12 protein-coding genes are annotated in these 14,295 nt (G+C 52.2%); 1 reads left to right on the top strand and 11 read right to left on the bottom strand.

Annotated features, from left to right (window positions below; genetic code table 11):
* Position 1 precedes the first annotated feature (1 nt).
* The 10 genes from pgk to J5067_RS15485 all read right to left on the bottom strand — a co-directional run bounded on the left by pgk (position 2) and on the right by J5067_RS15485 (position 12,904).
* Positions 2-1,165 carry a phosphoglycerate kinase gene (pgk, locus tag J5067_RS15530; protein ID WP_264644482.1) on the bottom strand — a complete coding sequence of 388 codons (1,164 nt, stop codon included), beginning with the start codon at positions 1,163-1,165 and terminating at the stop codon, positions 2-4.
* A 76-nt stretch (positions 1,166-1,241) separates the two neighbouring features.
* Positions 1,242-2,258, bottom strand: coding sequence for an erythrose-4-phosphate dehydrogenase (gene epd / locus J5067_RS15525; protein WP_264644481.1), 1,017 nt, complete (start codon positions 2,256-2,258; stop codon positions 1,242-1,244).
* Positions 2,259-2,574: 316 nt separating this feature from the next.
* The gene (locus J5067_RS15520) at positions 2,575-3,669 is read right to left on the bottom strand and encodes a glycoside hydrolase family 105 protein (protein WP_264651499.1); all 1,095 of its coding nucleotides are present in this window, start codon (positions 3,667-3,669) and stop codon (positions 2,575-2,577) included.
* Between the two features lie 67 nt (positions 3,670-3,736).
* A complete protein-coding gene (locus J5067_RS15515) occupies positions 3,737-4,648 on the bottom strand; it encodes a dihydrodipicolinate synthase family protein (RefSeq protein ID WP_264644479.1) in 912 nt (303 codons plus the stop codon).
* Positions 4,649-4,739: 91 nt separating this feature from the next.
* Complete coding sequence (locus tag J5067_RS15510) at positions 4,740-6,719, bottom strand: YjhG/YagF family D-xylonate dehydratase (protein ID WP_264651498.1); 1,980 nt, start codon at positions 6,717-6,719, stop codon at positions 4,740-4,742.
* A 113-nt stretch (positions 6,720-6,832) separates the two neighbouring features.
* Positions 6,833-7,963, bottom strand: coding sequence for an ABC transporter ATP-binding protein (locus tag J5067_RS15505; protein WP_264644477.1), 1,131 nt, complete (start codon positions 7,961-7,963; stop codon positions 6,833-6,835).
* A gap of 13 nt (positions 7,964-7,976) precedes the next feature.
* Positions 7,977-8,891 (bottom strand): carbohydrate ABC transporter permease, encoded by a 915-nt coding sequence (locus J5067_RS15500; protein ID WP_264644476.1) that lies wholly within the window; start codon positions 8,889-8,891, stop codon positions 7,977-7,979.
* Positions 8,884-9,774: a carbohydrate ABC transporter permease gene (locus J5067_RS15495; protein WP_264623797.1), complete on the bottom strand. Its 891-nt coding sequence runs from the start codon at positions 9,772-9,774 to the stop codon at positions 8,884-8,886. The genes J5067_RS15500 and J5067_RS15495 overlap by 8 nt, the downstream gene beginning before the upstream one ends.
* Before the next feature lie 218 nt (positions 9,775-9,992).
* Positions 9,993-11,270, bottom strand: coding sequence for an ABC transporter substrate-binding protein (locus tag J5067_RS15490; protein ID WP_264651619.1), 1,278 nt, complete (start codon positions 11,268-11,270; stop codon positions 9,993-9,995).
* A 341-nt stretch (positions 11,271-11,611) separates the two neighbouring features.
* Positions 11,612-12,904, bottom strand: a complete 1,293-nt coding sequence (locus J5067_RS15485; RefSeq protein WP_264644475.1) for a Gfo/Idh/MocA family protein — start codon at positions 12,902-12,904, stop codon at positions 11,612-11,614.
* A 240-nt stretch (positions 12,905-13,144) separates the two neighbouring features.
* On the opposite strand from J5067_RS15485, the gene J5067_RS15480 reads away from it, so the two are divergent.
* Complete coding sequence (locus J5067_RS15480; RefSeq protein ID WP_264651497.1) at positions 13,145-14,008, top strand: IclR family transcriptional regulator; 864 nt, start codon at positions 13,145-13,147, stop codon at positions 14,006-14,008.
* 59 nt (positions 14,009-14,067) lie between these two features.
* Here the strand turns inward: J5067_RS15480 and J5067_RS15475 are convergent.
* Positions 14,068-14,295 (bottom strand): transketolase C-terminal domain-containing protein (locus J5067_RS15475; RefSeq protein WP_319802398.1); only part of this gene is annotated, 228 nt, incomplete at its 5' end.

Here is a 14,295-nt window from a genome sequence, read left to right as displayed (position 1 = left end):
ATTACTGCTTAGCACGCTCTTCCAGCATGACTACCGCAGGCAGTTTTTTCCCTTCCACGAACTCCAGGAAGGCACCGCCGCCGGTAGAAATATAAGAAATCTTGTCTGAAATGCCGAACAGGTCAATCGCGGCCAGCGTATCGCCACCACCGGCGATAGAGAACGCGTCGCTGTCTGCAATCGCCTGAGCGATGATTTCGGTTCCCTTACGGAAGTTCGGGAATTCGAACACGCCAACCGGGCCGTTCCACAGGATGGTCTTGGCATTTTTCAGAATATCGGCCAGACGCTCAGCGGACACATCACCCAGGTCCAGAATCTGTTCATCATCTTTGATGGCAGTCACTGACTTCAAGGTTGCGGTTGCAGTTTCAGAGAATTCCGTCGCTACGCGCACGTCACTCGGCACTGGAATGTCGCAGGTTTCCAGCAGTTTTTTCGCTTCAGGGATCAGATCCGCTTCGTACAGCGATTTGCCCACGTTGTGGCCTTGTGCCGCTACGAAGGTGTTGGCAATACCGCCGCCCACGATCAGTTGGTCAGCAATCTTGGACAATGAGCCCAGCACGGTCAGCTTGGTAGACACTTTAGAACCGCCGACGATCGCTACCATCGGGCGCGCCGGGTTGCTCAGTGCTTTACCCAGTGCTTCCAGTTCGTCTGCCAGCAACGGGCCTGCACAGGCGATATCAGCAAACTTGCCCACGCCGTGGGTAGAGGCCTGCGCACGGTGTGCCGTACCAAAAGCGTCCATCACGAACACGTCGCACAGCGCCGCGTATTTCTTCGACAGCTCTTCGTCGTCTTTCTTCTCGCCTTTGTTGAAGCGAACGTTTTCCAGAACCACCAACTCACCTTCGGCAACATCAACGCCATCCAGATAATCCTTCGCCAGACGAACCGGAGAGGAAATTTTATCTTTCAGATAGTTAACAACCGGCAGCAGGGAGAATTCTTCGTTGTATTCCCCTTCGGTCGGGCGTCCCAGGTGGGAAGTCACCATGACACGCGCACCTTGTTTCAGTGCGTTCTCAATGGTCGGCAACGATGCACGGATACGCGCATCAGACGTCACTTTACCTTCTTTAACCGGCACGTTCAGATCCGCACGGATCAATACGCGTTTACCCGCCAGATCCAGATCGGTCATCTTAATTACAGACATGGTGAATCCTCTTGTTGATTCTCTTATAAAGTTGTGTGATCGAGATTAAAATCCCTGACAATTCAGTTACATATAACTAAAAACCGCAGGCTGCCATCGCGCGTGTCGTATCCAGCATGCGATTGGCGAAGCCCCATTCGTTGTCGCACCAGACCAGCGTTTTTATCAAGTGCGACCCACTGACCCGCGTCTGCGTACCGTCGACAATGGCACTGTGCGGATCGTGATTAAAATCAGCTGAAACTAAAGGTAATTCCGTATAGTCAACTATACCACGAAATGCCCCATGCGCTGATTTTTGAAAAAGCGCATTGATTTCATTAACATTTACCGCTTGCCTTACCGTTACGCTCAAATCGATGGCAGTGACATTGATCGTTGGCACGCGCACTGAAATCGCCTCAAAACGGTCAGTAAACTGCGGGAAGATACGCGTAATGCCTGCCGCCAGTTTGGTATCCACCGGAATGATGGACTGGCTGGCCGCGCGGGTGCGGCGCAAATCGCTATGGTAAGCATCGATCACCGGCTGATCGTTCATCGAAGAGTGAATGGTGGTGACCGTGCCGCTTTCAATACCGAACGATTCATCCAGCAATTTAATAATGGGGATAATGCAGTTGGTGGTACAGGAGGCGTTAGACACAATGTGGTGTTCTGGCTGCAACGTCTCATGGTTGACGCCAAACACAATAGTGGTATCGATATCGTTGGCACCGGGGTGAGAAAACAGCACCTTCTTGGCACCGGCGGCCAGATGCGCTTCGCCGTGTGCGCGGCTGCCGTACACGCCGCTGCAATCGAGCACCACGTCAACGCCCAGCTCTCGCCAGGGTAACCCCTCAATCTCACGCTGATGCAATAGCAGAATGGCGTCATCGCCTACGTAGAGCTGGTCGCACTCCTGGCGCACATCCCAGGCAAAACGCCCATGGCTGGTATCATACTTCAGCAGATGCGCCATACCTTCCGCGCTCGCCAGTTCGTTGATCGCCACCACGCTAATATCGGCCCGACGTCCGGATTCGTACAGTGCCCGTAACACGCTGCGGCCAATACGACCAAAACCGTTTATCGCAATACGAATTGTCATCGCATTCTCTGTATCAAGCTGAACACTCGAATTATGTAGGGTATAGAATAATCAGTACCAACACCGGAATAAACTGTTAAGTAAGACTATTCTTGGACAACACACCTGCCCTTGACGATCCACCTGCGGGATAATTCGCCGCTGTTCGGGATCAATCGCCCTAATTACGCCAACTGAAACGCTTCAGCTAGCATAATGCAAATTTTCAGCAAAGGAAATATCTCAACCAGAGCGCTTGCAGAACAGTGACGCAGTTCAAAGAAAAGGCGGTATTGGCATGGCAAGAAACGGCGTCTTGCCATGCCAGCATGGTGTATCAGACGGGCTTAGTGTGCATGAGATCGGGATGGCGTAACATTTCTGCCAACGCCAGCATCGCCAATGATTGTCCATAAGAGCGCTGGCGAATCGGCACATCGGTGTATTCTGGCAATGTCATAAACACCGGTGTACCGGAAGAGACTTCCGCCAGTTGCCCTTGTTGATCGATGCGCGCCAGCAGCGCAGCAATGGCATTAACGCCAGCATCGGCAAAGCGGCTATCGAGAATGCCGAGCCGATATCCTTTCAGAAAGGCGTAGGCGATCGCCGCCGTGGCTGACGACTCCTGATAGCTGTGCGGATCGTTGAGCAGCGTGTGCCACATGCCGTTGTCAGCCTGAGCGTTTAACAATGCTTCACTCTGGCGCAGGAAATTCTGCTCAATAAAGCGAGAGGACGCAGAGTGGCTTGCTCGCGTCAATTCCAGCAGTTCAACCGCCGTTATCGCCGCCCAGCCATTACCCCGGCCCCACAACGCACCGGCAAAGTGGTGTTTTTCCGTGAAATGCCAGCCGTGCCGCCACAGGCCGCTGACCGGATCGCTTAAAAATTGTGTATGCAACAAGAACTGATAGATGACCTCTTCGCAATAGGCAGGCTTGTTAAGCAGTTGTCCGGCCTTAACGTGGAACAGGCCGCTCATAAACAGGGTATCGACCCACAATTGCCCTTCGTTATTGCGCGTAGCCGTGGTGTGGGCGAACCCGCCCATTTCGGTACGCAACAACCCCTGCTCAATCCACTCGCCGTATTCATTCACCAGCGCGCGCCATTGCACATTTTCCTGTTGCTCCAGCAGCGACACCAGCGTCAGCATCGGCGCGACGTGATTGACATTTTTTACTGCCGCCTCTGCCCGATGGCGTTCAAACCAGGCGCTCAGGTAGTCAACATAGGTCTGATCGCCGGTCGCTTCATATAAGCGCCAAATGCCATACAACCCGACGCCTTGCGACCAGTCCCACAGTTCGATAGACATATCCGAACCGTAAGCACCGATGGATTTGAGATAGGCATCATCCTCACGGATGGCAACGATCTCCTGATACAACGCGGCGAGTTTTGTGGTAATGACTGATTTATCCAGCATGGGTTTCTTCCTGAAGGTTGGGCTACAGAGACGCGCTCAGCGGCAGCGTCTCTGTAACGTGGGGAGGTTATTCCCCAATGGCGATATTAGCCTCACGCAGCAGCGCGATTAGGTGCTGTTTCATTTCCGGGCTGGGCGGCGTCGCAGGCGCGGACACGGCGGCAGAAATTGACGAACCGGTGAGACGAATCGCTTCTTTTATCAGGCCGGTAAACGGCACTTCCAGGGTATAGATCTTCGACAACACGGCCAGACGGCGCAGCAGCGCTTGCACCGCGACCATATCCTTATCCAAAAAGGCCTGATAGATGCCGCAGGTGATTTCCGGCGCAAAATTGGAGGTGGCGGGGATCACGCCGTCGCCGCCGAGCAGCAGCGTATCAAGGGCATATTCATCAAAGCCGCAGAACACCAGAAAATTAGGATGACGGCCTTTCACTTCCGTGATCACCTGGCGGATATGGCTCATGCAATCAACGGTATCTTTAATACCGACAATATTGGCGCAACTGTCTGCCAGACGACCAATTAATTCAACGGACAGGTTTTGCCCGGTCAATGCCGGGAAGTTATATAATAATTGCGGAATAGCCACCGCATCAGCAATAGATTTGTAGTGATTATAAAGGCGCTCATCGGACATCAGCGCATAATAGGGATTCACAATCATTACCGCATCAGCACCAATATCTGATGCGTGTTGCGTTAATGCAATCGCCTCCGCCGTGGAGCAGGATGCGGTGCCGATAATAACCGGTTTGCGCCCATTCACTTTCGCTACGCAAAATTCAGCAATCGCTTTGCGTTGCTGCTGAGAGAAATTGGCAAACTCTCCCGCACTCCCCAAAAATAAAAAACCGTTTACGGCAGAGTCAATTAATCTTTCAATTAATACGCCCATGCCTTCCGGATCAAATTGACCTTTGGCATCAAGAATCGTTGGAACCGGAGGAATAACACCCGCAAGTGTTTTAAACATAAGTCACCACCTTTTTCCGTATGTGGAAAATAAATATCATTGCTATAATGAGGGTGGGCGCGCAGTTGGCCGCCCGAATTAAAACTACAAATTAATCGCTGTTATTCTCTTTTAACGCTTTCAGACCAGCATTGATAACGTTAAGGATCTTGTCGGTATCATAAATACAGCCCGCCCAGGTTCCGCCACTGACCGCCTGCAACGCCGCCCACAAACGCGTATCATCGGGTAAGTCGGGATGCGCTCGTAATTCAGGATGTACCGGACGACTCGCCAGCACGGCGGCCCCTTCTTCGGGTGACAGCGGATGCCCTTCTGTACCGATAAAATTAATCGAGCCGACCAGTTGATTCCGGTCGATGATCATTTCGATGATGTCACCATCGCGTAGCTTGCCGATCGGCCCGCCCGCCAAGGCTTCCGGCCCAATATGACCGATACAGGCACCGGTTGATACGCCAGAGAAACGCGCATCGGTCAGCAGCGAAACGAACTTGCCATAGGAGAGATGTTTCAGCGCGGACGTAAGCTGGTAGGTTTCTTCCATCCCGGTGCCCGACGGCCCGCCGCCGATCACCACCATCATGTCACCCGCCTGAATCGCCCCCTGCTTGATGGCGCTGATCCCCGCTTTTTCCGAAGTGAACACCTTGGCCTTGCCGGTGTGGCGGTAAATACCCTGCTCATCCACCACCGAGGCATCGATCGCCGTCGATTTAATCACGGATCCTTCCGGCGCAATGTTGCCGGAGGGGAAGGTAATGGTGGAGGTCAAACCGCGCGCCTTGGCCTGCTCAGGGCTCATGATCACTTCATCTGGCTGAACACCGTCGCACTCTACCAGCAGTTCGCGGAAACGGCGTCGACGCTCCGAGCGCTCCCACACGTCGAGATTCTCGCCCAGGGTTTCGCCGGTCACCGTGAGCACATCTTCATGCAATAACCCGAGTTTGCGCAGATGCAGCATCACTTCCGGTACGCCACCGGCCATAAAGGCGCGGACGGTGGGATGATAGTCCGGTCCATTCGGCAACACGCTCACCAAGCGCGGCACTTTGCGGTTGATTGCCATCCACTGCTCAACGGTCGGCGCTTTGCAGCCCGCCGCATAGGCAATCGCAGGAATATGCAGTAACAGGTTGGTCGAGCCACCAAACGCGGCGTGTACCGTCATCGCATTCTCAATGGCTTTGTCGGTAATAATATCCTTGGTGGTCAAACCTTTGAGCTGCATCAGCAGCGCCGCACGCGCGGACTGTCTGGCGATATCCAGCCACACTTCCTGCCCGGAGGGCGCCAGTGCAGAATGGGGTAGCGCCATCCCTAAACCTTCAGCCACCACCTGCGAGGTACCGGCCGTGCCGAGGAACTGACAGCCGCCCCCCGGAGAAGCGCACGCCCGGCAGCCCAGTTCGGCAGCCTCTTTCAGGCTCAGTTCCTGATTGGCAAAGCGTGCACCAATCGTCTGGATTTTACCGGCATCCTCTCCGTGCGTCGGCGGCAACGTTGCGCCGCCGGGCACGATAATGGTCGGTAAATGGTGCGTCGCCGCCAGCGCAATCATCATCGCGGGCAAGCCTTTGTCACAGGTGGCTACGCCGATCACCGCTTTACGGGTGGGCAAGGAGCGAATCAACCGACGAAACACCATCGCGGCGTCATTGCGATACGGCAAGGAGTCAAACATGCCGGTGGTTCCCTGCGAACGGCCATCGCAGGGATCGCTGACATAAGCGGCAAACGGCACGCCATTCTCTTTGGCGATGGTTTCAGCGGCGGCGCGCATCTGCAAGCCGATTTCCCAGTGCCCGGTATGATATCCCAACGCAATCGGACGACCATCCTCAGCGCGAATCCCCCCTTGCGTACCGAGGATCAGCACTTCGGTACCGAGCAGACGGTTTGGGTCCCACCCCATTCCTGCATTCAGCGTTAAACCAAAAATATTGCCGCTGGGTGAATCCACCAGCATTTCTGGTGTTAACGGCAGCGACCCAGCCGGGCCTTCCGCGTGCGTTTTGATATTGTAGATGCCGGGATCTGCGCTATTAAAGATAACGTTAAGCGACATGATGGGAACTCCTTAATGGCCCGTATGCCTTACCCAAAAATACAACTGAAAATCTATTATCCTGCCGATGGCGTTTTCTGGCTGTTAAGCCATCGGCACTTGGTGCAAGAGATCTACGCCAGCGAAATATTTCGCTCCGTTTTTGCATCAAAGATATGGCACTTATCCCTATCAAACTGGAAATAGACCGTCTTATGCATCGCGCTGGCGATAATCACTCTGGCCTGCTCGGAAGGCATACGACAGGTCAGTTCAAAATTATCTACCTTCAGATACATAAAGAATTCGTGGCCCATATTTTCCACGCGGATCAATTCCCCCTGAGAGTGGCTTTCGACAAACGGGGTTAATGAGACACTGACGTATTCCGGACGCACGCCAAAAAACACATCCTGACCAAGATAGGCTTTGACCCTCTCCTGCTGCGAGGCATTGAGCGCCAGCGTGGAATTTCCAACGGTCAATGCCACCTGCCCGTCCCGTTCCACCAGCTTGCTCGGCTTGATGTTCATTTCCGGCGCACCGATAAACCCCGCCACGAACATGTTCTTCGGGTAGTGGTACAGGTTATCTGGCGTATCGACCTGCATGATATGGCCCAGTTTCATCACGCAGATGCGGTCACCCATGGTCATGGCTTCGGTCTGATCGTGGGTGACATAGACGCTGGTTGCTGGCTTGCCGCTTTTCTTTAACTGCTTGTGCAGGTCAGAAATGCGGATACGCATCGAGGCACGCAGCTTGGCGTCCAGGTTGGATAACGGTTCGTCAAACAGGAACACATCCGGTTTTTTCACGATAGCGCGGCCGACGGCAACGCGCTGTGCCTGCCCACCGGACAGTTGGCGCGGCAAACGATCCATCAGATCTTCCAACTCAAGGATTTTGGCCGCTTCGTTAACCTGTTCGTCGATCTTCTCTTTGGGTAATTTCGCCAATTTCAGACCGAATGCCAGGTTCTCACGCACCGTCATATGCGGATAGAGCGCATAGTTCTGGAACACCATCGCAATACCGCGATCTTTCGGCACCAGATTATTCACGATGCGCTCACCGATGCGCACTTCACCGCCGCTGATGGTTTCCAAACCCGCCAGCATGCGCAAGGTCGTGGATTTGGCACAGCCAGACGGTCCGACAATCACCATGAATTCACCGTCTTTGATGGTCAGGTCGATGCCGTGCACCGCTTTGAAACCGTTGGAGTACACTTTCTCCAGTTTATTAAACGTAACTTCAGCCATGATAAATCCTCAATTAACCTTTAATTCCGCTGCTGGTAACGCCCTGTACGAAGTAGCGTTGAGCAAAGAAGAAAATAATGATGGACGGCAGAATAGAGATACTCGCCATCGCCAGAATTTCATTCCACGGCGCACCTTCCGTCACGTCGATGGACATTTTCAGCGCCAGTGCAATCGGGTACTTATCCACGCTATAGACGTAGATCAGCGGGCCGATAAAGTCGTTCATCGACCACATGAACTGGAACAGCGCCACAGAAATAATGGCCGGTTTGAGGATCGGTACTACCACATACCACAGCACCTGAAAGGAGTTACAGCCATCGATCTGGGCGGCTTCTTCCATATCACGCGGCACACCGCGCAGGAACTGGATCAGCATGAAGACAAAGAATCCCTGCGTGGCAAAAGCCAGCGGAATATAGAGCGGCATGTAGCTGTTCAGCATGCCCATTTCACGGAACATGATGTATTGCGGAATCAACAACACGGTGCTGGGCAGCAACATGGTGGTGATCAGCGTGGCAAACCAGAAGTTCTTCCACGGAATTTCAAAGCGGGCGAAACCGTAGGCCACGATGGTGGAGGAAATAATGGTCAGTATCACTTTCGGGATCACATACTTGAAGGTATTCAGCATGTAATGGCCGAAATTGTATTCCGTCCCCGTTTTCCACCCGCGCACAAAACCGTCACTGGTGGGATTTTCCGGCCACAGTCCAAGCGTGGTAAAGATCTCGTGGTTCGGTTTAAAGGAGGCCGAGAACATCCATACCAGCGGATAGAGCATCAACAGACCGACAATCAGCAGGATGGTGTAACGGATGCTGGCATTGAATTTTTCACGGCGTAACGTCCGGCGCACTTCTGCCGCGGCAATCGCTTCGGCGGACGACACGCCCGCGTGGCCCTGAGGTAAATCAGCCATTTTTGCCCCCTTTATCGGCAGAGTAGAACACCCAGTATTTCGATGATTTAAACGCCACCGACGCAAAGATAGCGACAACCAGGAACAGTACCCACGCCAATGCCGCGCCATAGCCCATATCAAAATATTTAAACGCGGTATCATAGATATAGAGCGAGAACAGGTAGGTATAGTGGGTTGGCCCACCGCCGGTTATCACATAGGGTGCGGTAAACTCCTGGAACGCCTGAGTGGTCTGCATAATAAAGTTAAAGAAGATCACCGGCGTAATCAGCGGCACGGTCACTTTGATGAACATCTGCCATTTGGTGGCACCGTCAATCATCGCGGCCTCGTACTGCGATTGCGGCACGTTTTGCAATGCGGCCAGAAAAATCACCATCGCAGAGCCAAACTGCCAGACGCGCAGTAAGGTCACCGACATCAGCGCCAACGACGGTTCGCCCAACCAGTTCACTGCTTCAATGCCGAGAATGCCAAGGAAGCTGTTCAACAGTCCATCAATAGCAAACAGGGCGCGCCACAGCACGGCAATCGCCACGCTGCTGCCGAGAATCGACGGAATATAATAGGCGGTACGGAAAAAACCGATGCCGCGCAGTTTGAAGTTAAGAACGAACGCAATGCCTAATGCAAACGCCAGTTTCAACGGAATGGTCAGAAAAACATAGGCAAAGGTCACACCCATGGATTTCCAGAACAAGGCGTCTTCCGTCAGCATATAACGGTAATTTTCCACCCCGTTAAATACCGGCGGATTCATTAAATCATATTCAGTAAAGCTCAGTACAAACGATGAGACAAAAGGGAATGCCGTAAATATCAACAGCCCTATAATATAGGGTGAGACATAGGCCAGACCCAATAGCTTGTTTTCATTCATGGGTACTTACCTGTTGAGATGTAACAGGGTAATGTTATTTACCCTGTTACAAATAAAAGCCCTGGTGTTGAATATCCCCGCTGATTGACTCATATCAGCGGGAACCTGCGTAATAAATTAAAAAAAGTACTCTTGTCGCCGGGTGAAACTACTGCCTACACCCGGCATTATTTTTTTGCAGAAAATCAGTGTTTTCTGTCAGATTTTATCAAAGACCATCAGATGATTCTTTTCAGCACACGTTCACCTGCTTTCGGGAAACCGGCCGCAACGTCTTCGATAGACAGTTTTCCGTAATCATATTGCTGGAGATAATCCAGGAATACCGACAGCAGTTTTTGGTTCTCAAAATAGGAAGAGACTTTCACATCGCCAGACAGCTTATTCACTTGCTCCAATGACTGAGCCTGAATATCACCACTTTTCAAGATGCCCTCTTTTTCCAACGTCGCTACAGCGATTTTGCTCAGCGGAATACCGCGTTGCAGCCCCATGGTTTTGATGCCGGCAGGATCGTTAAGCATGTAGTTAATGAACTTGGCCGCTTCTTCTGGGTTTTTGGCGCTATTCCCGATAGAGAAAATCTGTGAAGGTTTAAAGAACAAACCGGAATCTTTCGCCCCTGGCAGCATCGGGTACGGCCCCAGCACCAGCTTCGACGGTGCTTTGAGACTGTCGGCGTAGGTGCCTTCCGTGGTCCAGATGTAGGTTCCGCCCAGTTTGCCTTCCAGCCACGGGCGGATTTCCCAGGCGTTGGCTTTACCGAAGGCGGTAAAATACTTCATGGAAGGAATAACGTGGTTATCCACCAGCTTTTTATACAAGCCAAAGAATTCCAGCCACTGTTCCGGGGTGTAATTAAATTGCTTTTTCTCTTCATCGATCATGGCGATATTGTATTTCTGCACCATGTACGAATTGAGGAAGGTCAGAATCGAGGTATCCACCGCACCGAGGAAGAACGGATAATAGTCATCCCCCAGTTTGCTTTTAAATACCGGACCGGCTTTCAGAATATCATCCCAGGTTTGCGGATATTCTAACCCGGCCTGCTGCCAGACGTTGGCGTTGTAATACATTAAACGGGCGGTTAGCGCGATAGGAATACCGTTCAGTTTTCCGCCGCGCGTGACCAGATTTTTCCCCTGCTCGGTAAATTGGCTCAGGTCAATGTGCTGAGACAATTTATTCAGATCGTAAAACCCTTCACCATTTTTGGAGAAAAGTTCTAACCAGTTCCAGTTAATCTGCATCACATCAGGCTCGGTTGAGCCCGCGAGCTGAGTACTGACGCGGGAAAGATAGCCATCCCACCCGCTTGGCTCTGCTTTTATCGTGACGGTAGGATGTTGTACTTTGTACTGATCGATGGTTGCACGCGTCGCTTCATGGCGTTGGTTCCCTCCCCACCATGAAAAACGCATTTCAGTATCAGCATGGCTTAGCGCTGGCGACAGCATCATCAATAAAGCGGAATAACGCAGGAGCTTTTTCATTTTCATTTATATCATTCTCCATCATTGATACGTATTGGCAATGTCAGGCATTTATCCGCAGAGTCATATGATGAAGACGTATTAGGACTCACTGCGTGTAGGGTGCGGATAAAGATCTGTTCTTAAAATCGCTATACCCTAAATAATTCGAGTTGCAGGAAGGCGGCAAGGGAGCGAATCCCGATGAGCTTACATAAGTAAGTGATTCGGGTAAGCGAGTGCAGCCAACGCGCATGCAACTTGAAGTATGACGGGTATAATTGGCTATCCATTTCCTCCGATATATCCCCCAGTGTAATATTGGCCATCCAGACAGACGGCCAATCATGTTAAATAACCACCTATTTACGCGGTGGCAGTTTTACCGCCAGATCCTTAATCCGCACCGGTAATTCAGTACGCAAAGAGCGGTTGGCCGCGATACCGGTCAGAATGGAAAGTGCGCCATCCTGATAATCCGCAGCACGGTTCAGCGGATCGGGTTCCGAGATACCAAACAAGTCGCGCAGCATCACATCATCACCGCCGCCGTGTCCGCCAACGCCTTGCACCACGGGCACCACGTACGGCTCGTCAAACATCGGGAACACTTTGATTTCACAACCGCGCAGTGCGCCTTCGTCTGATTTTTTGCCGCCGCCGTTAACGTAAGATTTCTCGACCAGCTTCATCTCGATACGACCACGACTGCCGTTAAACACCACGTTCAACCCTTCCCACGGCAGATAAGCATTGAGCGAGTAGGTCATGATGGCTTTGCTTTTGTAGCGCACGATCACGCCAAGCGTATCTTCGATATTAATGCCATCGTCAAACACGCTCTTATCGCGGTAATACCCATCTTCATGCTCAGCGTTGAGATACAGCGACGTCAGTTGCTTGCTGTCTTTCATGTGCAACGCAAAGGGATCGTTGGCCGCCGCCTCGCTACCATGGGAACGGTTATAAAACTCGGTCACGCCGCGTTCTTCCGCATTGGCTTTGCCATAGAAACGCAGATCGCCCTGTGCGTAGACGGTTTCCGGTTCAGAGTTGAGCCAGAAATTAACCAGATCGAAATGGTGCGTGGATTTATGGACTAACAGGCCGCCGCTGTTGCGTTTGTCGCGGTGCCAGCGACGGAAATAATCTGCGCCGTGCTCGGTGTTCAGCAGCCATTCAAAATGCACAGAATAGACTTCGCCGATAATGTTGGCGGCAATCAGCTCGCGAATTTTGCTGTGGTGTGGTGCATAACGGTAATTAAAGGTAACGCGCAGGCTGCGCCCGGTGCGCGCGACGGCATCGATAATTTCCTGACACTTCTCTTCATCAATGGTCATGGGCTTTTCACTGATAACATCACAGCCCAGTTCCATGGCGCGCACAATATAGTGATGGTGCGTGCGGTCAATGGAGGTGACGATGACAAAATCAGGACGCGTTTCCGCGATCATTTTATCGAATTCATCCGCCTTGTACGTTGGCACGGACTGATGCTCAAACTCGCCGATCATGGCGTTGGCATAATCCATTCGCGTTTGGTTGCTGTCGCAAAAGGCGACCAGACGACCTTCCTGGCGGTAATCACGCGCTATTGCGGTCAGGAACAGACCGGAGCGGCCCCCCGTCCCCACTAAGGCATACTTTTTCATAACGACTCCGTAGTTATTAACTGCTTTCACTGGTGTGAACCCTGGCTGAGCATCACCTTGGATCTAAAAAAAACGGTATCCCGATATCACTTTCTGTAGCGAAGGGCTGACAGCGTGTAACAAGCGCTATCTAATGTGTTGACAGCATCCTATCCGCTCGCTATATTTTCCACATATGGAAATCGTTTTTTATATATGGAATTTAAAGTCAGTATAGTGGTCAATAATAAGGTGCACAAGATGAAAAAAAAGCCAGAAACCTGCGTGACGTCTCAAATCGTTGAGAAAAACGCCGCTGATAACCCAGAAGTAAATGCACCTGTTGACGCTAGCGACGCCCTTTCTCTCGCAACAAAATCCACCGCACCGGCGTTAACCAAAGGGTTTGCGATACTCAACCTGATTGCCAAGGAACCGGGACTTAACCTGACGGCGATAAAAGACCGACTGGGACTCCCCAGCAGCAGTTGCCACCATCTGGTAACCACGCTGTGCCAACTGGGTGCCTTACAGCAGCAACCGGTACAGGGGGGATATATTCTGGGGCTGAAGCTATTTGAACTGGGCACCATCGCAGCAAACCAACGACGTATTGAAGAATTTGCCCTGCCCGCGTTGAAGGCCTTAGCGCAGGAACTTCAGTTGACGTGCCATCTGGGCGTGATGGAAGGAAGCGAAGCGGTTTATCTCTTGAAGGTTGAGGGCAACAGCAGCATTCAGGTCAACACCTGGGTTGGAAAACGCCTTTCACTCCACAGTTCCTCGCTGGGTAAGGTGTTGCTTGCCTGGTTACCGGAGCAGGCTTTAGAAAAAAAGCTCAGTCATATCGGCTGGCAAACGAAAACCGCCAGCACGCTCACCTCGCCAGAAGCCTATCGCCAGCATCTCATCAGTGTACGTCAGCAGGGATGGGCGTTTGATAATGAAGAAGATATCGTCAATATTCGCTGCCTTGCCGCACCGATAACCGACAGCAGCGGGCAGGTCATTGCCGCCATCAGCGCGGTTGGCACGGTATTAGATATCGACCCGGCAAAGCTACAGTGGATTATCGATCCACTGTGCCGCACCGCCGCGCATATCTCCCAGCAACTGGGGAAGTAAATCAGGCATAAAAAAACGGCGTCTACTAGACGCCGTTTTGTACGATTAAATGCTAAGGCTTATTTCAGCAGCGCACTGGCTTTTGCCACCACGTTATCCACCGTAAAGCCAAACACCTCGAACAGTTTTTCCGCCGGAGCCGATTCGCCGAAGCTGGTCATGCCCACAATCGCGCCGTTCAGGCCGACATACTTGTACCAGTAGTCTGCAATGCCCGCTTCGATCGCCACGCGGGCGCTCACCGCTTTCGGCAGCACTGCTTCACGGTAGGCCGCATCCTGCTTGTC

It is taken from the genome of Candidatus Symbiopectobacterium sp. NZEC151 (assembly GCF_025962655.1).
Classification (GTDB): Bacteria; Pseudomonadota; Gammaproteobacteria; order Enterobacterales; family Enterobacteriaceae; genus Symbiopectobacterium.
The sequence above is the reverse complement of the archived record's forward strand: the minus strand, read 5'-3'. Positions and strand labels throughout refer to the sequence as shown.

Excerpts from the sequence above, each read along its gene's own strand:
- J5067_RS15495 (WP_264623797.1), bottom strand. The coding sequence starts at position 9,774 with ATGAATGAAAACAAGCTATTGGGTCTGGCCTATGTCTCACCCTATATT.
- J5067_RS15485 (WP_264644475.1), bottom strand. The coding sequence starts at position 12,904 with ATGAAAAAGTATGCCTTAGTGGGGACGGGGGGCCGCTCCGGTCTGTTC.
- J5067_RS15480 (WP_264651497.1), top strand. The coding sequence starts at position 13,145 with ATGAAAAAAAAGCCAGAAACCTGCGTGACGTCTCAAATCGTTGAGAAA.
- J5067_RS15510 (WP_264651498.1), bottom strand. The coding sequence starts at position 6,719 with ATGTCGCTTAACGTTATCTTTAATAGCGCAGATCCCGGCATCTACAAT.
- J5067_RS15490 (WP_264651619.1), bottom strand. The coding sequence starts at position 11,270 with ATGAAAAAGCTCCTGCGTTATTCCGCTTTATTGATGATGCTGTCGCCA.
- pgk (WP_264644482.1), bottom strand. The coding sequence starts at position 1,165 with ATGTCTGTAATTAAGATGACCGATCTGGATCTGGCGGGTAAACGCGTA.
- J5067_RS15520 (WP_264651499.1), bottom strand. The coding sequence starts at position 3,669 with ATGCTGGATAAATCAGTCATTACCACAAAACTCGCCGCGTTGTATCAG.
- J5067_RS15500 (WP_264644476.1), bottom strand. The coding sequence starts at position 8,891 with ATGGCTGATTTACCTCAGGGCCACGCGGGCGTGTCGTCCGCCGAAGCG.
- J5067_RS15505 (WP_264644477.1), bottom strand. The coding sequence starts at position 7,963 with ATGGCTGAAGTTACGTTTAATAAACTGGAGAAAGTGTACTCCAACGGT.
- J5067_RS15515 (WP_264644479.1), bottom strand. The coding sequence starts at position 4,648 with ATGTTTAAAACACTTGCGGGTGTTATTCCTCCGGTTCCAACGATTCTT.
- epd (WP_264644481.1), bottom strand. The coding sequence starts at position 2,258 with ATGACAATTCGTATTGCGATAAACGGTTTTGGTCGTATTGGCCGCAGC.